17 protein-coding genes are annotated in these 21,389 nt (G+C 41.0%); 1 reads left to right on the top strand and 16 read right to left on the bottom strand.

What is annotated here, in order from left to right; translation table 11 throughout:
- Positions 1-41 precede the first annotated feature (41 nt).
- From TZ94_RS06800 to TZ94_RS06780, 5 genes are all read right to left on the bottom strand, one after another.
- Complete coding sequence (locus TZ94_RS06800) at positions 42-404, bottom strand: TIGR02328 family protein (RefSeq protein ID WP_045615366.1); 363 nt, start codon at positions 402-404, stop codon at positions 42-44.
- The gene (locus TZ94_RS06795) at positions 388-792 is read right to left on the bottom strand and encodes a YbgA family protein (protein WP_045615364.1); all 405 of its coding nucleotides are present in this window, start codon (positions 790-792) and stop codon (positions 388-390) included. Before TZ94_RS06795 ends, TZ94_RS06800 begins: the two co-directional genes overlap by 17 nt.
- Positions 793-901: 109 nt before the next feature.
- Positions 902-3,946 carry a type I restriction endonuclease subunit R gene (locus TZ94_RS06790; protein WP_045615362.1) on the bottom strand — a complete coding sequence of 1,015 codons (3,045 nt, stop codon included), beginning with the start codon at positions 3,944-3,946 and terminating at the stop codon, positions 902-904.
- A 55-nt stretch (positions 3,947-4,001) separates the two neighbouring features.
- The gene (locus TZ94_RS06785) at positions 4,002-5,762 is read right to left on the bottom strand and encodes a restriction endonuclease subunit S (RefSeq protein ID WP_080929479.1); all 1,761 of its coding nucleotides are present in this window, start codon (positions 5,760-5,762) and stop codon (positions 4,002-4,004) included.
- The gene (locus TZ94_RS06780; RefSeq protein WP_045615360.1) at positions 5,762-7,330 is read right to left on the bottom strand and encodes a type I restriction-modification system subunit M; all 1,569 of its coding nucleotides are present in this window, start codon (positions 7,328-7,330) and stop codon (positions 5,762-5,764) included. The genes TZ94_RS06785 and TZ94_RS06780 overlap by 1 nt, the downstream gene beginning before the upstream one ends.
- 152 nt (positions 7,331-7,482) lie before the next feature.
- On the opposite strand from TZ94_RS06780, the gene TZ94_RS06775 reads away from it, so the two are divergent.
- Positions 7,483-8,103 (top strand): TVP38/TMEM64 family protein, encoded by a 621-nt coding sequence (locus TZ94_RS06775; RefSeq protein WP_045615359.1) that lies wholly within the window; start codon positions 7,483-7,485, stop codon positions 8,101-8,103.
- Between the two features lie 42 nt (positions 8,104-8,145).
- Here the strand turns inward: TZ94_RS06775 and TZ94_RS06770 are convergent, their stop codons facing one another.
- The 11 genes from TZ94_RS06770 to yaaA all read right to left on the bottom strand — a co-directional run bounded on the left by TZ94_RS06770 (position 8,146) and on the right by yaaA (position 21,361).
- Positions 8,146-9,300, bottom strand: a complete 1,155-nt coding sequence (locus TZ94_RS06770; RefSeq protein WP_045615569.1) for an MFS transporter — start codon at positions 9,298-9,300, stop codon at positions 8,146-8,148.
- Positions 9,301-9,473: 173 nt separating this feature from the next.
- Positions 9,474-10,400: a permease-like cell division protein FtsX gene (gene ftsX / locus TZ94_RS06765; protein WP_045615357.1), complete on the bottom strand. Its 927-nt coding sequence runs from the start codon at positions 10,398-10,400 to the stop codon at positions 9,474-9,476.
- Positions 10,393-11,085: a cell division ATP-binding protein FtsE gene (gene ftsE, locus TZ94_RS06760; RefSeq protein ID WP_004251332.1), complete on the bottom strand. Its 693-nt coding sequence runs from the start codon at positions 11,083-11,085 to the stop codon at positions 10,393-10,395. The genes ftsX and ftsE overlap by 8 nt, the downstream gene beginning before the upstream one ends.
- Positions 11,086-11,100: 15 nt before the next feature.
- A protein-coding gene (gene prfB, locus TZ94_RS06755) for a peptide chain release factor 2 (RefSeq protein ID WP_142321362.1) occupies positions 11,101-12,196 on the bottom strand; the annotation gives its coding sequence in 2 pieces (ribosomal slippage) (positions 11,101-12,123 and positions 12,125-12,196; 1,095 coding nt in all).
- Between the two features lie 179 nt (positions 12,197-12,375).
- A complete protein-coding gene (locus TZ94_RS06750) occupies positions 12,376-13,635 on the bottom strand; it encodes a TRZ/ATZ family protein (protein ID WP_045615352.1) in 1,260 nt (419 codons plus the stop codon).
- Between the two features lie 119 nt (positions 13,636-13,754).
- Complete coding sequence (locus tag TZ94_RS06745) at positions 13,755-15,503, bottom strand: ABC transporter ATP-binding protein (protein ID WP_045615350.1); 1,749 nt, start codon at positions 15,501-15,503, stop codon at positions 13,755-13,757.
- Position 15,504: 1 nt separating this feature from the next.
- Positions 15,505-17,229 carry an ABC transporter ATP-binding protein gene (locus TZ94_RS06740; RefSeq protein WP_045615348.1) on the bottom strand — a complete coding sequence of 575 codons (1,725 nt, stop codon included), beginning with the start codon at positions 17,227-17,229 and terminating at the stop codon, positions 15,505-15,507.
- A gap of 49 nt (positions 17,230-17,278) precedes the next feature.
- Positions 17,279-18,217, bottom strand: a complete 939-nt coding sequence (gene msrB / locus TZ94_RS06735; RefSeq protein ID WP_045615345.1) for a peptide-methionine (R)-S-oxide reductase MsrB — start codon at positions 18,215-18,217, stop codon at positions 17,279-17,281.
- A 123-nt stretch (positions 18,218-18,340) separates the two neighbouring features.
- Complete coding sequence (gene thrB / locus TZ94_RS06730; RefSeq protein ID WP_045615344.1) at positions 18,341-19,210, bottom strand: homoserine kinase; 870 nt, start codon at positions 19,208-19,210, stop codon at positions 18,341-18,343.
- Between the two features lies 1 nt (position 19,211).
- Positions 19,212-20,498 (bottom strand): homoserine dehydrogenase, encoded by a 1,287-nt coding sequence (locus TZ94_RS06725; RefSeq protein ID WP_045615341.1) that lies wholly within the window; start codon positions 20,496-20,498, stop codon positions 19,212-19,214.
- Positions 20,499-20,638: 140 nt separating this feature from the next.
- A complete protein-coding gene (gene yaaA, locus TZ94_RS06720; RefSeq protein WP_045615338.1) occupies positions 20,639-21,361 on the bottom strand; it encodes a peroxide stress protein YaaA in 723 nt (240 codons plus the stop codon).
- Positions 21,362-21,389 lie beyond the last annotated feature (28 nt).

The following is a 21,389-nucleotide window of genomic DNA, read 5'->3' as shown; positions in this document are numbered from 1 at the left end:
GAGTAAACAGATAGTTGACTATGGCTTGCTATTAGAAAAGACTATAGCTCAATCCCCTTGTCTCGAAGATTTGCCAGACACTCCTCATAGTAGGCAGCGTCATGCTCGCTATAGATGGGACTTTTCAACTTCTCCTCAGCTAAGTTTTCATAAGGAGGGCGGGTCTTGCCACGGTAGTTCTTGTCCAGCCACTCTGGACTGACATTGTAGCCACGGTCAGTCATCTCCTCCATGATCAAGCGATGATAGGCATAGAGACGATAAGGCGAGTGGGTAAAGACATAGTCAACCGTCGCATGCTTTCTGCCCCAGCCATTGCCACGAAGGGCGCAGCACTCTCGATGTTGCCCCAAGAGCTGAGGACGGGGAAGTTGTGAAATCAAAGCCTCATGCCAAAGTCTCATGGGAGTCTCCTTTCAGCAAGGTCGAATGTTGCAGATAAGCATTTGGGTAACGCTTAAGCAAGTCTCGAGTCCTAGCAATCAGATCTTCTTTGGTAGCCTGACCAAAGCGATAGTGATCCAGCAAGAGCATATAGTCTTTACGCTCATCAAGGCTGGCTTGCTTTTTAAAATAGCCCCAAATATGCTGAAAAGCGTTGCAAACCTGACCCCTGTGCTCTGGAATCTGGCAGGCACGGTCAATCATCTCTTGAACCTGACTCAGCTCCACCACTTCTTGCTTGAGATACTGACGAATGTCCTTGTAAATATTGCTGGAATGGCTCAAAACAAGGTATTTATTTTCCGCCCAGAGTTGCTGACAAAGGGCACGTTGGTTGTTGTTTTCCATATTTCTCCTAACTTTCTACTAGTTCCCAGGAAATACGGAAACAAAGTTATTTCTATAAAATAAGCAAAATAAGCGAATCGATTTTTTGATGAATCTAATGTCCACTTCGCTAAATTCCTGAATAAATCTCTACTAATGTTTGAATCTGATGTAAAACTTCTTGTTTCTTACGTTCACGAGCTCCGTGTCTACGAGAAGTCGGTGGAATAATCGAATCCAAATCAGCTCCACTATTCTCAGCATAACCACGTTGAATAGATCGATCAATGAATAATTGATAATCTTTTACAAGCTTTTCAGACTCTGCTAATTCCCGAATAGCGACTGCTTTACGTTCTTTACCATAAGCATAGAATGCATTGATAATCTCATCATGGTCTTTCAGACTCGCTAAATCAGTATCATTGATAAAGCCAATCACCAACTCTTCCTTAGCACGAATATCAATACTTGAGCGAATGACTCGACTAACTTCTGCTTTCATTGCTTCCTTAGACTCAGAATTCTTCGATTTTTCGACAATTAATGCGAGAATATAGTCAAGATTTATCTCATCTGTTTTTAAGAGTTCAATCTCAAATTCAATATCTGAAAGGTCAACACCTAAATCTTTTGTTCTTTCATAGTTTTTAAGGTTTAAGAATTCATCTCGAATTTCCACGTAAGAACTTCTTAAATCTTGGAGATAACCTTCCGAGATAGGCTTGTCGATTTCCTGAAATTCATCATAATTTCGAAGAACGTTATCAAGCTTCAGAAACTCACCAAATAACTTAACAAACTCTTTTTTATCACGTTCTGTTTCTATTTCTTGTGGGTTCGGGAATCTTTCCAGAATTTCCTGACAAACTTCTGTATAACCTTTAACCTTGATACCCGTTACCTGATCCACGAAACCGTCCATGTATTCGCTAAAACTTTTTTCTAAGATAATTTCAAGCTTATTGGTATCCCCAAAGGTTTTTATAGCTTCTTGAGTAGCTTTTTCTAAATCACGGAAACATACGATATTCCCAAATGGTTTAACTTTGTTAAAAATACGATTGGTTCTAGAAAACGCCTGAATCAAACCATGATAACGTAGATTTTTATCGACAAAAAGAGTATTCATGGTTGGAGCATCAAATCCTGTCAAAAACATACCCACTACAATCAGCAAATCCACTTCCTTGGACTTAACTCGTTTAGAAAGGTCACGATAGTAATTTTGAAACTCTTTCCCATCAGTCGAAAAGTTGGTCTTGAACATTTGATTATAGTCGTAGATTGCCTTAGCCAGAAACTCTTTAGATGAAAGAGGCATGGCTGTATCTTGAGGGTCTAGCTCTTCATCTTGAATCTCTCCATAAGCTGACTGTTCTTCGTTAGGCGCAAAGCTAAAGATAGTCGCGACCTTCAAACGCTTAGCTTCTGGTAATGCTGCTTGTTGTCGCTGAAGTTCTTCATAGTATAATTTCGCAGCTTCAATACTTTGTACAGCCAGCATGGCATTAAAACCAGACAGTTGTTTTTGTTTATGAGTATAGTGTTGATTTCGGTGCGTCTTGTCGTTATAGACTCTCAACAGGTATTCTGTGATGGTTGCAATCCGTTCAGGATGTAAAAGGAGCTCCTTCTCCATCTTTTTGAGTTTCTTCTCACCAAGCTCTCGACCGACTGCCTTTTCTGCTTCTCTATACTTATTGATTTCAGGCTTGATATAGTTATAGTCGACTTTGAACTTCAACACTTTTTTATCTCGAATAGCATCTGTGATAACGTAGTTATGAAGTTGTTCTCCAAAAACTTCTTGGGTTGTTTCTCCCGTTAAGCTATTTTCTGGGAAAATCGGAGTCCCTGTAAATCCAAATAAAGCATACTGTTTAAAAGCTTTTTTGATACGCTTTTGCGCCTTCCCAAACTGGGAGCGATGGCACTCGTCAAAAATCAAGATACATTTCTTACTATAGATTTCATGATTTGGATTTGCTGCTATAAACTTATTTAATTTTTGAATGGTTGTGACAACGATTTTACCATCATTTTCTTCAATACTACGTTGGAGTTCTTTTGTATTATTACTACCATTGACTGAATTTGGTTGGAATTTTTGATATTCCTTCATGGTTTGATAGTCAAGGTCTTTTCTATCCACCACAAAAATCACTTTGTCAATATAGTCCAACTCTGTTGCTAAACGAGCGGTCTTAAAGCTGGTCAAAGTTTTCCCTGAACCTGTCGTATGCCAGATATAGCCACAAGCATTGATTGTACCGAAATTCTTCATTTCATTTGTAGAATGAATCTTTCGTAAAATACTCTCCGTTGCTGCTATCTGATAAGGGCGCATGATGAGTAAGGTATTATCAGCATCAAAGACACAATACTTGGTCAATACTTCCAAGAGGACTCGTTTACTTAGGAATGTAACGGTAAAGTCTTCTAAATCATGAATGGTTTTATTTTTACGGTCTGCCCATTCACAGGTGAATTCATAATGATTTTTATTTTGAGCTGTCGTATTTGCGAAGTAGCGTGTATAGGTTCCATTAGAAATCACAAAAATTTGAATATATTTGTATAAAGAATTTTCGCTATTGAAGCTTTCCTTGCTATATCTATGGATTTGTTCAAAAGCTTCTTTAAGACTAACACCACGTCTTTTCAATTCAATCTGAACTAAAGGAAGGCCATTTACCAATATGGTAACATCATAACGATTAGTATGGCTACCTACTTGGGTCACTTGGTTGATGACCTGCATGCTGTTGTTATGAATATTTTTCTTATCAAGGATGGAAATATTTTTAATTCGTCCATCATCAAAGACAAAATCATAGATATAATTCTCTTGGATTTTTCGAGTTTTTTCAACTAACCCTTCATTGGGACAATCCAGATACTCTACTACAAAGCGATCCCACTCAGCATTCGTAAAAGTCACCTTATTGAGTTTTTCTATTTGCACCTTGGCATTTGCTAAGAGCTCTTCAGGTGTATGAATATTTAAGCGTTCATAGTTGAGATGATTCACCAAATCAGAAATCAATTGATTTTCCAAATCAGCTTCTGACTGATATTCCCTATCTGTACGATACTCTGGTTGATACTCAGCCAAGAGAATCCCTTCATTTGTTTCCGCAATTACTTCATGTATTTTTGAATAATCAACCATAGCATGCTTCCTTTTTTGTTTTAATTGAGATTCTATTTCAATATGATTAAAGACTTTATCTAGTAAAATTTAATAATTGTTCTCTCCAGTATTCGTACTGTTTCTGTCTTAGTTCAATTTCCTTTGGAAGACCCTTAGAAAGAGAGTCTGTTAAGGTATTGAAATTATCAAGAATGGAGACTATACTAGATTGTTCTTCTAGAGGTGGTAGTGTAATTATTTTACTCTGGATCATAGGTTTCGTTAACTGTGGAATCCCACTTTGCGGAATTTCATAGTTATTCTCGATAGATTTCATAAAATAATAAGCATATTTTAAATTGAGGTTAATTTTTGGAGTCAACACAAGCAATCTCACTATAGGGAAGAAAGGTTTTTCACGATAACTTGTCCATCCGATTGTGCCTCTCGCTGAAACCGTTAGGCTAGGGTTCTTGATTCTAGCTTGATTTGTCCAACCATATAATGATTTTTCGTTAATTCCATTAGATAAGATAGGATAACGATATTCTTCTGTTTCGATAGCAGAGATTCCATTCTTTGGAATATCACCTCCTGCAATAACTTCAAACACACTACCTAGTTCCACCCGAATTGGACCAAATACCCACTGTAAAAGTTTGATAAGAGCGGAGTTGTCCCACTCCTCTACTCTACTCTCAGTGTACTCGCCTTCAGCGAGGAATGTCAAGAGTTTTTCTCGAAAATATTCGTACTGCTTTTGACGTAGTTCAATCTCTTTTGGTAGTCCAATATTTAAGTCGTTACAAACCGTATCAAAGTTGTCTAAAACTTGAATAATGCGAGATTGGATTTCGAGGGAAGGGACTGGGATTTTGAATGATTTTATCACCCCCGCATTAATATTAGATTGCGATCCTTGTCCCATTGATTTTAATGCTTCGTAATTATAAGTCAACCAGTGGTAAACATAACGATAATTTGCTATATCTTCATCTACCTCAATGTTACAACATGCTTGATTTGTTGTTAATGGAATCTTGGCAATACCTACTTTCGCAGCAGTTGCTCCATACATAGCCACTATAACCGCATTTTTTTCAATCCATTTAGCTGATGAATTCGCTAGACCTTCTTCTGTTATACTTAATTCTGTACCATAAATCTCTCGAAAATCTACCTCTTGAGTTCTAAGCCAAGGAATTGAACCTCCATAATATAAACTATTTGATCTATCTGGTGTCCCTCCAGACGTTACCTTTTTAGAAACATCTAGGATTGTCTTCCACTCAACCTGATAAACCTCATCCTCAAATGATAAAAGTTTATCTCGATAAAAAGAATATTGCTTTTTACGTGAGGTCAATTCTGAGGTCAATTCTGAGGTCAATTCTGTAACATACTCAGTCATTTTGTCAAGTGTTTGCACGATTTTTTCTTGAATTTCTTCACTTTGAGGAATTGGTATAAGAGTAGTTCTTGCTTTACTCCAATGTCTTTTATAACTTCCTTCTTTCTTATAAAAATTACAAAAGCAATAGTATATATATTTTGCTTTTATGCCACTCTTAGGTTTCAAAATTTTTAAACCATCAGCTCCTTGAACAAAAGCGAAATCTATATATTTTACATGCTCTGAGTGATCCCCAAAAATAATATATTCATCCTTTTTCAGATATTTTCCATAATCTGAAAAACCTGCAATGAATTGTTCCCCTTGATCAACAATTGGTATTTTCCCTGATACTTGATACTCCTTTTTAGTTAATTTTACTGGACTTGTAACAGTATCAGTCACTTCCCCCAACTCTTTCCACTCAACGGGACAGTTTTGAATTTCTTCTAGGATATTCATCATCTACCTCCTAGCTCCTCTACAATCTTGTCTATCTCTGAACGTAAGTGGTCAATCGTAGCAACGGTCTCAGCAATTTCTTTGTTGAGAACATCAATATCAATCTTCTCACGTGTGTCTTCTTGTTCGACATAGGTTGAGACAGAAAGATTGTAATCCTGCTCTGAACCAATCACTTCATTATCAACGAGAGCTGCTTTATAGTCTACACTTTGATAATTAGTGAATAATTCAACGATATGGTCGATATTGTCATCCGTCAAGACATTGTTATTGGTCTCTTTTTTGAACTCCTTGCTCGCATCGATAAAAAGTGTTTTATTTTCTAGTTTATTCTTCGCCAACACTAAAATCGTGGTTGCGATAGAGGTTCCAAAGAAAAGATTATCAGGCAGAGCAATCACTGCTTCAACAAAGTTGTTATCTACTAGATACTGACGAATAGTCTTTTCAGCACCACCACGATAGAAAATACCTGGGAAACAAACAATGGCTGCTCGTCCTCTGTTAGACAAGTGGTTGAGACTATGCATGATAAAAGCAAAGTCAGCTTTTGACTTAGGAGCTAATTTACCAGCTGGCGCAAAACGATCATCGTTTATGAGAGTTGGGTCTCCATCTCCCACCCATTTGACAGAGTAAGGAGGGTTAGAAACAATAGCATCAAACGGTTTTTCATCCAAATGTTGAGGATTTAAAAGGGTGTCTCCTCGTTTGATATCAAAGTTATTGTAGTTGATATTGTGCAAGAACATATTCATACGAGCCAAGTTATAGTTGGTCATATTGATTTCTTGACCAAAGAAACCATCCTCCAAGATATGGTCTTCGTATTGTTTTTTCATCTGAAGCAAGAGCGAACCCGAACCACATGTTGGGTCGTAAACCTTGTTAATTTTGTCCTTACCAACCATTACCAAACGAGCCAATAATTTAGACACTGTCTGAGGTGTGAAAAATTCACCACCACTTTTACCAGCATTGCTCGCATAGTTGGAAATCAAGAACTCATAGGCATCTCCGAAGGCATCGATATCATTTTCCTCAAAGTTACCAAAGTTAATGCTATTGATACCATTGAGGATATCAGAAAGACGTTTATTTTTTTCTGGAACAGTACCACCAAGGATGTTGCTTCGTGTATCCAAGTTGTCAAATAAGCCTTTGATATCATCTTCTGATTTGAATCCAATCGCTGATTTTTCAATATCTTGGAAAATATTGGCTAAATCTTCGTTTAAATTTTCATTTTGTGAAGCATTCTTGACGACATTCTCAAACAATTGACTTGGAAGAATAAAGAATCCCTTATCCTCAACTGTCCCTGGTTTGAAATCTCGCTCAGCTTCTTGGTCGCTCAAATCAGCATAACGAAATTCTAAATCTCCAGCCTCATGCTCAGCGTGATCAAAATAATTAGCCATATGTTCGGAAATGAAGCGATAGAAAAGGATTCCCAATATGTATTGCTTGAAATCCCAACCGTCTACAGCCCCACGAACGTCATCGGCAATCGCCCAAATTTTACGGTGAAGTTCCTTGCGCTCTGCATTTTCTTTACTTGCCATTTTTACTTTCCTTAATTATTGAATTCTTCCTATCATTATATCATATTCCGGTCAGAAAACGCCTTGCTGATCCTACTTCCCTCAGAAAAACCATGTAGTCTTTCTCCCTAAAATATGATATAGTAGAATCATACTACACAAGAGGAGTTTCCATGTCACACGATAAAGAAATGAAAGCTGTTTCTCCCCTTCTACAGCAAGCCATTCATATTTCCTCCATCGTCGGTGGAGTTGGTACTTTAATATTCTGTATCTGGGCCTATCAAGCCGGTATCTTGCACTCTAAGGAAACCCTATCTGCCTTTATCCAACAGGCCGGTATCTGGGGGCCTCCACTCTTTATCTTTTTGCAGATTTTACAGACGGTTGTTCCCATCATTCCAGGTGCTCTGACCTCAGTCGCTGGAGTCTTTATCTACGGTCACATCATCGGGACGATTTACAACTATATCGGTATTGTCATTGGTTGCGCCATTATCTTTTACCTGGTACGTCTCTACGGAGCACCCTTTGTCCAGTCCATGGTCAGCAAGCGCACCTATGACAAGTATATCGGTTGGCTGGATGAGGGCAATCGCTTTGATCGATTTTTTATCTTTATGATGATTTGGCCTGTCAGTCCTGCGGACTTTCTCTGTATGTTGGCTGCTTTGACCAAGATGAGCTTCAAACGCTATATGACCATTATCATCCTGACCAAGCCTTTTACCCTGGTTGTTTATACCTATGGCTTGACCTATATCATTGATTACTTTTGGCAAATGGTTGGCTGATATACAAAAAAACTCAAGGATTCATCCTTGAGTTTTTCTTTGTTATGCTTCTTTTTTCAATAAAAAGGAAACAAGCACAGATGTAGCAATCATCCACGTCCCTAGTATGATAAAGGTCATTCGACCATCCGTAGTTATGAAGCCAATCCCTGATAGCACAAATGGTGTTAAAGATGCACCAGAAGAGCATCCCAAAACCGCATAGGAAGTCGCTTTGTTGAGGAGTTTTGCTGGGATTCTCTCAGAAATCAACTGAAAGACTGTCGTTAGAGCAATGCTGTAGGCAAAGCCTCCAAGAATCGAACCTGCAACAACCACCCAGAGTGATGGTGCTAAGGCAATGATAATTTGCCCAATCCCAAAGGTAACACCTGCGACCAATAGAAGTTTTTCCTTGAAGGCAGAGATGAGGTAAGAAAAGCTGATACCCGCTAGAATACCGATTAACTGCATGGCACTAAGTACCAGACTAGACAACTGAGCATCTCCAAAACCTGCCTCAATCATGAGACTAGGAATACGGAAAGTAATAGCAGTATTTGTACACACGATGACAGCAGCTACAATGGCAAGGAAGAAAATCAGCTGTAGCATAGAGCGAGTTAGTTTGGCTACTTCTTCTGTCTTTTGCTTGGACTCATAAGCTTCTCCTTTTCCATAAGGGACAAAGAGAAGGAAGAGTACGAGAACCACTAGGCCTGCTGCATAGGCTAGGAAGGTTGCGGTCCAACCAAAGGCTAATAGTTGCCCAACTGCCAGCGTCAAGATAGAGGCTCCTACTACCTCAGCTGAGCCACGAAAACCGAGCATCTGGATACGAGTCTTACCGTGGTAACGTTCACTGATGATAGAGATGGCCTTGGCGTTCAGCATCCCCACTCCAATCCCGAAGAGAAGACGTGTAGCAAAGACAAAGTAATAGTCCTGATACCAGAAGGGAGCGATCCCGCTGATTGACAAGATCAAAAGTCCCAAGGTCAACTGGAGGCGTTCAGGGAAAATACGCTCGAGAACTCCGTTCAATAAAAGCATAGCCATAATTCCAAAGGATGGAAGGCTGACCAAGAGTTCGACCTGGCCTTTTGAGTAGCCCTGATAATAGTCAAACATGGCTGGCAGGGCACTCGAAATTGAAAATGATGTGATTAATACTAACGATAGGGAGAGTATACTCACTTTTTCCAAAAATTGTTTCATCTTTTCCTCATTCATTATTCATATTAGTAAAAAAGGTCCTTTCCTATCATACACTCTTTACCCAAAATTGGCAAGCGACTGAGCCCCAAGACCGAAAGAAAAAGCGGGGCATCAAGAACTGTGAAGTCTTGATGACGTCCCACTTTTTTATGTGTTTTATCAAGTTCTTTGACTTAGATTTTCAAGAATCGACGCATTGAGATTCCTGAACCAAGTGAACCGATACAGATTCCGATGAGGAACAAGAGTCCAATCATCACTGGAATAAAGATATCTGGTGTAATCAAAGATAGGTTTTGTCCAACCAAGGATGGGTTGACAGATTGGAATACTCGGTTATAGATAAAGTAAACCAAAACTGATGGAAGAGCTGCTCCCAACAATCCGATAAAGGCACCTTCTAGCAAGAATGGACCACGGATATAGCCGTTTTTCGCACCAACCAAACGCATGATTTGGATCTCACGACTACGTGAAATGATAGTGATACGGATGGTATTTGAAATCAAGAAGACTGCGATGAAGATCAAGAGTCCTGCGATGACTAATCCCCAAACACGGATGAAGGAAGCCAACTTGAAGAGACGTTCAGTGTTGGCACCACCGTCTTGAACTTCAGAGACACCTTCGATTTTCTTAGCTTCTTCAGCTACTGGTTTTACATCACTTGGTGAATTGGTATCTACGATGTAGGCATCATGAAGAGGGTTTGCATCTCCTTCAAACACCTTCCACTCGTCACCCATGGTTTCAGTCAGCTTTTGGTACTGTTCTTCTTTACTTGAGAAGGTTACATTTTTAACAGCTGGCAAGGCTTTGAGGGCATTATAGACCTTGTGGTAGTCATTGTTCGTGACTGTCTGGCCTTCTTTTACAATGGTTTCACTGTTGTCTTCAACGTCTTTACGAACATAAACCATGACACGGACGTTGTTTTCGATATCAGTTGCCAATTTTGCAGTATTGAAAATAACTGAAGCAAAGATAGCAACCAAGGTCAAGGTAATCATTACTGAACTGATAGCAGCAATGGTCATCCATCCATTACGCTTTAAACTCTTTAAAGCTTCGAACAGATGGCGGAAAAATCTACTAATCATCGTATCCGTACTCTCCTTTCGCTTCATCACGTACCACGCGACCATTTTCGATGGCAATAACGCGGTGGCGTAAGGTATTTACGATTTGGCTGTTGTGGGTCGCCATCAAAACAGTTGTCCCTTGAAGATTGATACGTTCCAAGAGGTTCATGATTTCCCATGAGTTATCTGGGTCCAAGTTACCTGTTGGTTCGTCAGCAATCAATACTTTAGGATTGTTTACGATGGCACGCGCAATGGCGATACGTTGTTGCTCACCACCTGAAAGCTCATTTGGGAATGAACGAACCTTGTGCTTCAAACCGACAAGGTCCAAGACTTCCATAACACGTTTTTTGATGTTACGACGGCTTTCACCGACAACCTCCATTGCGTATGCAATGTTCTCATAAACGGTTTTCTTTGGCAAAAGTTTGTAATCCTGAAAGACTACTCCGACATTTCTACGCAAGAACGGAATATCTTTCTTTTTAATCTTAACCAAGTTATAACCTGCGACTTGCAAGCTTCCTTTGTCGATTTTGACCTCACGATACAAGGCACGGATAAAAGTTGATTTACCAGCACCTGAAGGTCCTACGATGTAGGCGAATTCTCCTGCATCGATATTTACAGTGATGCCACGTAGGGCTGTTGTCCCGTTGTCGTATTTTTTGACAACATCTCTCATTTCAATGATTGACATGTGACTTCCTTTCTTTTAACTAATACGCCATTTCAGATAAGCATCGATGAAACCATCTAAGTCTCCATCCATAACCTTATCGACCTGCGCTACTTCAAAGTTTGTACGATGGTCTTTTACCATTGTATAAGGCGTAAATACATAGGAGCGGATTTGGCTTCCCCATGTAATTTCCTTTTTCTCACCCTTGAGCGAGTCTACCTCAGCAGCTTTCTTTTCCTGCTCCATCTGGTAGAGTTTTGCCTGAAGCATCTTCATAGCACGGTCACGGTTCCCATACTGAGTACGGTCAACAGTTGATGCTACGACGATACCTGTCGGAATGTGAGTCAAGCGGACACCTGTTGAAACCTTGTTGACGTTTTGTCCACCTGCTCCTCCTGAACGGAAGGTATCCATCTTGATGTCATCCTCACGGATTTCAACTTCGATGGTATCATCCAATTCTGGCATGACTTCTACAGAAGTAAATGAGGTGTGGCGACGTTTAGCAGAGTCAAATGGTGAGATTCGGACCAAACGGTGAACTCCCATCTCTGACTTGAGAAGACCATAAGCATTTGGTCCTTCAAATGACAAGGTTACTGACTTGATTCCTGCCTCATCACCTGCTTGGTAGTCTAAGACCTCAACCTTGAAGCCTTTGGCATTTCCATAGCGAGTATACATACGAAGGAGCATATCGCCCCAGTCTTGAGCCTCTGTTCCCCCTGAACCCGGATGGATTTCAAGGATAGCATTGTTGTGATCGTAGGGCTCAGACAAGAGAAGGGTCATTTCGTAGCTGGTCATCATCTGGTCTAACTCAGAGAGTTTCTCAACCAGCTCATCCTTAACGGATTCATCCTCTGCTAAAAAGTCCAGTAAAATCTCAACTTCATCCTGTAGCTCATCCATCTTGTGGAAGGTATTATAGGTATTTTTGAGTTCGTTTAATTCTTGCGACGTTTTTTGGGCCGCAATATTATCGTTCCAAAAATCAGGTTCTGTCATTTTGTTTTCCAAAATGGCAATCTCTTCCTCTAAACCTTCGAGGTCAAAGAGACCCCCTGAAAGAAGCTAATTTTTCACGATTTGCATCAATTTTTTGACGAATTTCTGAAATGTCCATACTTACTCCTTTAATTGTATTGTTTTATTATACCATAATTTTTTTTATTTATCTAATCGGTGTTTTTCTAAGTTATTATCAATAGATTCCTGCAAGGAGTCTAGTCGCCTTGTTTCTAGCAAAATTTTAAAAACCTCACAAGAAATTTCCTATGAGATTTGGTAAATTTATACTTATTTTTACAAGTTAACTGTCAAGACTTGTCCGTCTTTTACGACTGGCTCACCCGCGATATAGACGTCGTCAACATCACTAGATTTGACGGCATAAACGAGGTGAGACAGCATATTTTCTTGTGGTTGAAGATGGATTTTTCCTTGCGGTTGGATGACGAGAAAATCTGCTTGCTTGCCGACTTCTAGGCTACCAATCTCATCTTCCATTCCCAACACCTTAGCTCCTTCAATCGTCAGTGCCTTGAGGGCAGTTTCAATAGGAAATTGGCTGGCATCACCACTCTTCATTTTCTGTAAAAGTGCTGCCGTACGACCTTCCTCAAACATATCAAGGTTGTTATTAGAAGCAACTGAGTCCGTTGCGATACCGACTGGCACTCCAGCTTGTTGAAGTTGGACGACTGGTGCAATACCTGAAGCTAGTTTGAGGTTGCTGATAGGATTGTGGGCGATGGCGACTTGTGAATCTGCCAAGTGGGTAATTTCTGCTTCATTCAACTCCACACCATGGGCAAAGACAGCCTGATGATCTAAATACCCAAGTTCATCTAGAAAGGCTATTGGACGTTTGCCATAACGCTTCAGGATAATGCCTGACTCTTCCTGTGTTTCTGCAACGTGGATATGAAGCGGAATATCTTCTTCTTTTGCTAGTTCTAAGCTAGCTTCCAGCAATTCTCGACTACAACTGTAGGGCGAATGAGGAGCCACCATCACCTTGAAATTGGGATCCTGGTAACTTTTAATTGTCTCGATGACAGCACGAGTTCTGGCTATAGTCTCATCAGTCGTCTCAGCTTCTGAAGAAAAGAGGGTTGGAGAAAAATAGCAACGCATCTTGGATGCCTTGACTGCTTCATAAATCTTCTCTATCTCTACTCCATTCGGATTGTACATATCATTGAAAGTTGTCGTTCCTGACTGGAGCATCTCTGTTAGAGCCTCTTTGACGGCTTTTGTAGTCATCACTGATGTGAATTCTGCCTCAGCTGGCCAGATATAGTCTTCTAGCCATTCGTGGAGATTGCTATCATCACGAATCCCCCTCAAGCCTGTCATGGCAGAGTGAGTATGGCAGTTAACCAAACCAGGCATAATCCAAGTACCCTGATAGTCTATGATTTGATCTGCTTGATTGAGAATCTCTGGATTTTCCTGACCGACATAAACGATTTGGGATTCTTTAACAGCTAAAATCCCATCCAGATAAACGTGGAAATCTTGGTCACAAGTCACGATATTTACGTGCTGAAAGACTTTCATCGATAGGCTCCTTTTCTAAATAGGAATTCATACTGGATAATTTTTCTAGCTATTGTAACAAAAAAGTCACCCGAAGGCAACTTTTCTTGTTGTTTATTGGACTAAAAACGTTTTACGATTTACTCTGGACTAAAGGCTGCCGCTTCTTGCATTTGATAGTATTTACCTTTTCTCGCCATGAGTTCCTGATGGCTACCATGTTCGACAATATCTCCATCCACCAAGACAAGAATCAAATCAGCATCCTGAATGGTTGACAAACGGTGGGCGATGATAAAGCTTGTCCGTCCTTTCATGAGTTTGGCAAAGGCATCCTGAACCAGAACCTCGGTACGGGTATCGATAGATGAGGTTGCTTCATCTAAGATAAGAATCTTAGGAATGGCTAGAAAGACACGAGCAATGGTTAAGAGCTGAGCCTGACCGACAGACAAGGATTCACCTGCATTTTCAAGCTTGGTATCATAACCCTGTGGCAACTGCTGAATAAAGAAGTCCGCATTTGCTGCCTTAGCTGCTGCAATAACCTGCTCTCGACTAGCATCAGGATTGCCAAAGGCAATATTGTCATGAATGGTTCCCTGCTTGAGCCAAGTTTCTTGGAGCACCATCCCAAACTGCTGTCGAAGAGAAGCTCGAGTATAGTCATAAATCGAACGACCATCTAGCAAAATATCTCCTGAATTAATCGGGTAAAAACGCATGAGAAGATTGATAAGTGTAGATTTCCCGGCACCCGTTGGCCCAACGATGGCAACCTTACTACCAGCTGGAATGTCAATAGACAAGTCCTTGATTAAGATTTTTTCAGGATTGTAGCCAAAGGAGACATGCTTGAAGGAAATAGCTCCCTTGACTTGATCGCTAGTCAAGACTTCCTGACCCGTTTCTGTAACCTCCGGACTTTCTAAAACTGCATAAACACGTTCAGCACAAGCTAGAGCACTTTGCAACTCAGCTAAGACTGATGAAATATCATTAAACGGCTTAGTGTACTGCTGCACATAGTTCAAAAAAGTCACTAAACGTCCAACTGTCAAAGTGGAACCCGCCATGATACGGAAGGCCCCTACACCAGCTAGTAGCGCATAGATGAGGGCATTGACAAATCGAGTCGAAGGATTAACCGTTGATGAATAAAAAATAGCTGACTGAGAATATCCTGCATAAGTATCGTTTGCCTCATGGAGTTTTTGGATAAATTCTTCCTGAGCATTGAAGGATTGGATGATGGTCTGCTGGGTAAGCGACTCCTCAATCAACTGAGTCTGAATCCCCCTAGTCTCCGTTTGTTTTTGAAAGAGATGGTAGGATCTCTTTGCAATAAAGCGTGAAATGACCATAGACAGAGGTGTTAAGAGCAGAACCAAGAGAGTCATCAAAAGATGAATCTGAAGCATGGCAAGGATGCTGACCAAAATCATCAGAACTCCGATGAAAAATTGATTGAAAATCATGTTCAATCCTGCTGCCAACTGTTCAATATCTGTCGTCACTCGGCTGACCATTTCCCCACTACCTTGTCTATCTACAAGGGCAATCGGAAGACGATGGAGTTTTTCAATGATTTTCTCCCGTAAATCTTTGGTGTATGAGAAAATCAGTCGATTATAGAGGAGGGGATTAGCCCATTGTACCAGTGTATTTCCTATGACCACCAATATCATCTGGAGAAAAATCTGCCAGAATAACTGGGATGAACCATCGACTAGGACTTGGTCAATCACCTGTCCTATCAAGATTGGAAGATAGATTGATAGGGCCACTTGAGCAATGGTTCCCAAGAAAGCTAGGAAAAGAAGGATGGGGTGACTTGCTAAATCTTTTGCCAAACGTTTGAGGGTTTGACTTGCATGTTTACCTTTCATTCTAGTCCTCCTTTCCATGTTGGGATGCATTGATTTCACGATAGACTTGACTAGTCTTCATCAATTCCTCATGATTTCCAAGCGCTAATTGCTGACCTTTCTCTAAAAGGAGAATTTGATTAGCAATCTTCAAAGTCGAAGTTCGTTGGGAAATCAAGATTAAACTAGTATCTGGCAAGTTCGCCTGAATGGCCTTTAGAAGATTGGACTCGGTAATGGTATCAAGGGCTGAAGTCGCATCATCCAAGATGAGAAATGGTGCTTGATGTAAGACTGCTCGGGCGATAGACAAGCGTTGTTTTTGTCCACCTGAAAAATTACGACCGCCTGCTTGGACTTCTGCATCCAACTGACCTTCCTTCTCACTGACAAAGTCCTTGGCCTGAGCAATTTCCAAAGCCTGCCAGAGTTCTTGATCTGAAACAGTCTCTTCCATACCCAAAGTTAAGTTGGAGCGGATTGTCCCTTTAAAGAGTTCAACCTTTTGAGGGACATAGGCTATCCAGGACCGCCACTGGGCCAGATCCCGAGGGCTATGTCCAGCCTGATGGAGGGCCACTGTTCCTTTATCTGGTTTGTACAAACCAAGTAAGACCTGAACCAATGTTGACTTACCAGAACCAGTTCCTCCGATAATCCCAAGAATTTCTCCTTGCTGCATATCAAAAGAAATATCCATCAGAGAAGGGTGGGCAGCATCTGGATAGGTAAAGGTCAATCCTTGGACGTGTAAAACTTGATTTCCAGAAACCCTTCCTGCCTTAAGTTCAGTATGAATATCTTCAGGTTTTTCAGCGAAGACTTCCTCAATGCGCTTAGCTGATATATAAGACTGGTTGAGTGAATTAATGAGCATGGCTAGTTTAATCAACTCTACCAAAATTTGTAAGAGATAGTTGATCAGGGCAATCAAGGCGCCCTGACTGAGCCAGCCTCCCTGGATAGAAATATAACCATTCCAGATAATCACTAGTAAAGTTCCGTTGACGATCAAATAGGTCAAGGGTGTCAAGAGACTAGACCAGTATCCTGTTTTCATTTGGATGGCTGTATAGACTTGGTTGAGTACTTGGAAATGTTCAATCTCTCGTTTTTCTTGACCAAAGGCACGAATCACGCGCATACCTTGTAGTTGTTGGCGCGTCTCCTGAACCAGCTGGTCAGTTTTCTTTCTCAAACTACTGTAGAGAGGATTGACCAACCGTGATAAAACGACAATGACAAGGGTCAAAATGGCAACCATGACCAAAAACCAGAAGGTCAACTCAGGCGAGAGACGATAAGCCATGAAAATGGCACCAAAAACAATAATAGGCGCCCTTAAAAAGAGGCGTAAGAATTGATTGATTCCTGTCTGAATTTGGTAGGTATCTGAAGTCAAACGCGTCACCAAACTCGAAGTTGTCAAACGGTCTCTACTCTCCTTGGGCAAAGAGAGAATATGACGATAGAGGTCATTGGTCAACTCCTTGGTGAAGCCGACTGCTGCCTTAGCTGAGTAAAATTGGGCAACCAAAGCCACCAAAACACCAATAACTGCAAACACAAAAAGGAGTCCCATTTGCATCCACAGATGGCCCTGATTTTTGTGAGGGATAGATTGGTCAACAATCCCTGCTATCACCATGGGAACCAAGAGTTCAAAAACAGCTTCTAGCAACTTAAACAAGGGCGCTAGGAAAGACTCTTTGATGTAGGGTTTAAAGTAAGAAAGTAAGTGTTTCATAAGTCCCTTCTATTTTCAAAATGAAGAAGTTGGAAAAACCACCATCTTTTTACTTGTTCAAATACGGAAGTAAGTAGCCATATCCAGCCTTTTCCAACTCATCCTTAGCGATAAATCGTAAAGAAGCAGAATTGATGCAATAGCGTAAGCCACCCAGTTCCTGAGGCCCGTCTGTAAAGACATGACCCAAGTGGGCATTACCCGAACGTGACCGAACTTCGATACGCTCCATACCGTGACTCAAGTCCTGATAGTAATGAATGAGTTCCTTGGAAATAGGACGGCTAAAACTTGGCCAACCACAGCCTGAGGCAAACTTATCCTTGGCAAAGAAAAGGGGCTCACCTGTCGTGATATCGACATAAATTCCTTCCTCAAAAGTTTGGTCGTAGGCATTGCTAAAGGGAGCTTCCGTCGCAGCTTCTTGCGTAACTCGGTAAGACTCTTCTGACAAATTATCTCGTAACGTTGCCTGACTAGGCTTTTCATAATTGGCAGCATCTATCAGTGGTTTCTCCGCATCTCTCACATCGATATGGCAATAGCCACCAGGATTTTTCTTGAGGTAGTCTTGGTGATAGTCCTCAGCCAGGATATAGTGACGAAGCTTCTCCACTTCTACCGCTATTTTACGCCCGATGAGAAGCTCTTGTTCTCGAACGACCGTATGGATATTCGGCAAATCCTCTTCATCTAGGTAATAAATCCCTGTGCGGTACTGACGACCACGGTCATTTCCTTGTTGGTTGACAGATAAAGGATCAATGACTCGGAAATAATAGAGCAAGATCTCACGAAGCGATACCACCTTTTCATCGTAGATGACTTGCACAGTCTCTGCGTGATCTGTTTCTTTGATCAGTTGATAGTTAGTAGTTTCAACTTGACCATTAGCGTAACCAACACTGGTTTGCAGCACTCCAGAAATACGGGAAAAGTATTCCTCTAAGCCCCAAAAGCAACCACCTGCTAGATATATTTCTGCCATCTCATACCTCCTTGACCATCTATCGGTCAGCAAAAGTGGGAAACATTTCATATCCCATCTTTCATTTTCAAAAAAAGGACAGGAAGCCCTCTAATAGAGAGTTTCCCCATCCTATTGCTAAATTTATTTTGCTTCGACGCGAACGCCTTCTGTGTCTACTTGTAAATCATGAAGCTTGCCTTTGAAAGGTTGCTTTTCAAGCTCTGCCTTAATCTTTGGCATCTTGTCAGGGTCAGCCAAGACCATGACAGTCGGACCAGCTCCAGAGAGGTAGGTTGCATAAGCACCATTTTTATTGGCAACTTTTTTGATGGTCGCAAATTCTCGCACCAGTTCTTGACGGTAACGCTCGTGGAAGAGGTCACTCTCGATAGCTTGACCTGCTTTAACCATGTCACCAGTCAGTAGAGCTGCAATAGCCACATTGGCGATAGAACTTGCTGCAACAGCTTCCTTGTAAGAAAGTTTCTTAGGCAAGACACCACGACTATCGCGAGTACGCAATTCATAGTTTGGAATATAAGCTAAGAAAGCACACTCTGGGAAGGGCGCCACAACTGCTGAAACCTGGCCTTCGACTGAGCTTGCAATGACGAGATTTCCATAGATAGCAGGTGCAACATTATCAGGATGCCCTTCAATCTTAGTCGCCAACTGTAATTTTTCATGTTTGCTTAGCTTCAAGTTTCCGAGTTGATTTGCCAATTCAATTCCTGCAACGATGACAGAACTAGAAGAACCTAGTCCACGCGCAAGTGGAATATCGCTAACCATCTTCAAACGTCTTGGTTGTAGATCTGGAACAATTTGTAGAGCAATCTTCAGCAAAAGATTACGTTCATCACGTGGAATCCATTTGCCCAATTGGTGCTCAATCATCCATTCTTCACGTTCCTCACAAACCTGAATTTCTAGATACTTCGTTACAGCTACACCAACTGAATCAAAACCAGGACCCACATTGGCACTTGTAGCGGGTACAATAATCTTCATCTTAGTCTCCTAAAACCTTGAAGGTGTTGAGAAGTTCAAATTCAGTTACACCCTTCAAAGCTGCTGTAATATTTTCAAGTTGCGCCTTGTTGATTTTATGAGTGATGATGACAACACGAGCCTTGCCTTCTTGCTTACCATCTTGAAGGATTTGCTTGAAGGAGATATCTTCCGCATTAAAGAGCTCAGCCAATTTCAAGACTTGACCTTTTGAGTCAGGAGCCAAGATTGAGAAATAGTAGTTAGCTTTGACATCTTCTGGCTTAGCTAAGACCACTGGGCGGCTGTATTCATTAAAGGCTTTTCCAATTGTTCCATCATTCAAACGACGAACGATACGGGCAATATCAGCCACAACACTTGTTGCAGTTGGTTTTTGACCTGCACCTGGTCCGTAGTACATAGACTCGCCGATACCGATTGATTCTACAAAGACCGCATTCATAACACCGTTAACACTTGCAAGTGGGTGTTCTTTAGGAAGGAAGGTTGGCGTAACCTCAGCAGCGATTCCAGAAGCTGTTTCTTCAACAGAACCAACCAGTTTCACAACATAACCAAGTTCTTGAGCTACTGCCACATCTTCTGGAGTGATATTGCGAATCCCTTGGTGGCCAACATCTTCAAACTTGACATTCATCCCAAAAGCAAACTGGCTAAGGATGACCATCTTGTAGGCAGCATCAATACCATCTACATCATTGGTTGGGTCGCTTTCAGCGAAGCCAAGTCGTTGTGCTTCTGCCAAAGCATCCTCGTAAGACCAACCTTCGGTTACCATTTTAGTCATCATGAAGTTAGATGTTCCGTTGACAACACCAAGAACACGAGTGATTTTGTCTGATGCTAGTGAGTTAACCAAGGTACGAAGGATTGGAATTCCTCCCGCTACAGCTGCTTCATAGTAAAGAGCAACATTATGAGCTTTGGCAACTTCCAATAACTCTGCACCATGAACAGCTAAAAGGTCCTTGTTGGCTGTCACGACATGCTTCCCTGCTTCTAAGGCACGAGTAATAAAAGTTTTAGCAGGCTCGATACGTCCCATCAACTCAACAACGATTGTGATGTCTTTGTCTGACAAGATTTCATCGATATTTGTTACAAAATTAAAATCATTTCCTGCATCAAGCAAGCGAGCTTTTTCTTCATCGTCTTTGACCAAAACTTTAGCTACTTCAATTTCTGACTGGGCTGCTTGAACAATTTTTTCTCTATTTTCCTTTAGCAAGAATGGCACACCACTGGCTACTGTACCAAATCCAAGTAAAGCAATCTTAACTGACATGTTTGTCTCCTCGAAATTTTCTAATAGTCCTATTATACCAAAATTGTGTGAAAATTCCTACCATTCTAAATAAAAAATAGTAAGGTCAAATCACAAAAAGCTTGCCCCTATAAAGATAGGGAACAAGCTCTATTTTTAATCTATTTTACAAAGGCTAATTCCTTGTTAGTAGACAGATCTTCTCGATAGTTGAAACCTGCAAAGCTGAGCTTTTTAATCTCTTCTACAGAAGTTATCTGACCTTCCATCAAGGCTGTTAAGAAGGTTCCTCTAGCTTTTTTTGAAATGGTTGAGTGGATTTTTAATTTACCATCTCGCTCTTCCATGAACTTGAAGGTCACCATCTTTTCACGGACCTCTTTAGGGAAGACAGTTTCAAATTCAGAAGACAAGAGTGAAAAGATTAGTTCTTCACCCTTCATCGACTCCTCATAGGCTGCTTGCCAGTGACTTTTCAGGCTTTTTCCAGCGACTTTGAGCTTCATCAAAAAATCCAGTCTGTGGGGAGCAATGGGTGCAAAGGCCGGAATCACACCATAGAGAGCTGACGTTATCATGAGGTATTTCTCGAGATAAGCTTGCTCCTCCTTGGTGAGATTGTCCCGTTTGATGTTGCGATACATGAGTCCATCAAAGAGGTGCAAGGCTGGATAGTTTATCGCAATTCCATTTTCTAAGGCATGAATATGGTCGTACTCCTCTTGCGCTTTTTCGGCAGATATTTTGTAAAAACTCTCCAGCTCTTGGGCAGAATATCTGGCCAATTCATCCAGTACTGCCTGACTTTCAGGACGCAATGGTTTAGCCTCTAAACTAGGGATTTCGGTGTTCATTTCTTTTGCAGTTGGGATTAGAATTTTCATAGTGTTAGTGTAGCATATTTTTTTAGGA

This window comes from Streptococcus infantis, assembly GCF_000960085.1.
Classification (GTDB): domain Bacteria; phylum Bacillota; class Bacilli; order Lactobacillales; family Streptococcaceae; genus Streptococcus; species Streptococcus infantis_C.
This window is presented reverse-complemented; position numbering and strand designations above follow the sequence as displayed.

What these genes read in the sequence shown, in the direction of transcription:
- TZ94_RS06800 (WP_045615366.1), bottom strand. Translation starts at nt 404, where the DNA reads ATGAGACTTTGGCATGAGGCTTTGATTTCACAACTTCCCCGTCCTCAG.
- TZ94_RS06795 (WP_045615364.1), bottom strand. Translation starts at nt 792, where the DNA reads ATGGAAAACAACAACCAACGTGCCCTTTGTCAGCAACTCTGGGCGGAA.
- TZ94_RS06790 (WP_045615362.1), bottom strand. Translation starts at nt 3,946, where the DNA reads ATGGTTGATTATTCAAAAATACATGAAGTAATTGCGGAAACAAATGAA.
- TZ94_RS06785 (WP_080929479.1), bottom strand. Translation starts at nt 5,762, where the DNA reads ATGAATATCCTAGAAGAAATTCAAAACTGTCCCGTTGAGTGGAAAGAG.
- TZ94_RS06780 (WP_045615360.1), bottom strand. Translation starts at nt 7,330, where the DNA reads ATGGCAAGTAAAGAAAATGCAGAGCGCAAGGAACTTCACCGTAAAATT.
- TZ94_RS06775 (WP_045615359.1), top strand. Translation starts at nt 7,483, where the DNA reads ATGTCACACGATAAAGAAATGAAAGCTGTTTCTCCCCTTCTACAGCAA.
- TZ94_RS06770 (WP_045615569.1), bottom strand. Translation starts at nt 9,300, where the DNA reads ATGAAACAATTTTTGGAAAAAGTGAGTATACTCTCCCTATCGTTAGTA.
- ftsX (WP_045615357.1), bottom strand. Translation starts at nt 10,400, where the DNA reads ATGATTAGTAGATTTTTCCGCCATCTGTTCGAAGCTTTAAAGAGTTTA.
- ftsE (WP_004251332.1), bottom strand. Translation starts at nt 11,085, where the DNA reads ATGTCAATCATTGAAATGAGAGATGTTGTCAAAAAATACGACAACGGG.
- TZ94_RS06750 (WP_045615352.1), bottom strand. Translation starts at nt 13,635, where the DNA reads ATGAAAGTCTTTCAGCACGTAAATATCGTGACTTGTGACCAAGATTTC.
- TZ94_RS06745 (WP_045615350.1), bottom strand. Translation starts at nt 15,503, where the DNA reads ATGAAAGGTAAACATGCAAGTCAAACCCTCAAACGTTTGGCAAAAGAT.
- TZ94_RS06740 (WP_045615348.1), bottom strand. Translation starts at nt 17,229, where the DNA reads ATGAAACACTTACTTTCTTACTTTAAACCCTACATCAAAGAGTCTTTC.
- msrB (WP_045615345.1), bottom strand. Translation starts at nt 18,217, where the DNA reads ATGGCAGAAATATATCTAGCAGGTGGTTGCTTTTGGGGCTTAGAGGAA.
- thrB (WP_045615344.1), bottom strand. Translation starts at nt 19,210, where the DNA reads ATGAAGATTATTGTACCCGCTACAAGTGCCAATGTGGGTCCTGGTTTT.
- TZ94_RS06725 (WP_045615341.1), bottom strand. Translation starts at nt 20,498, where the DNA reads ATGTCAGTTAAGATTGCTTTACTTGGATTTGGTACAGTAGCCAGTGGT.
- yaaA (WP_045615338.1), bottom strand. Translation starts at nt 21,361, where the DNA reads ATGAAAATTCTAATCCCAACTGCAAAAGAAATGAACACCGAAATCCCT.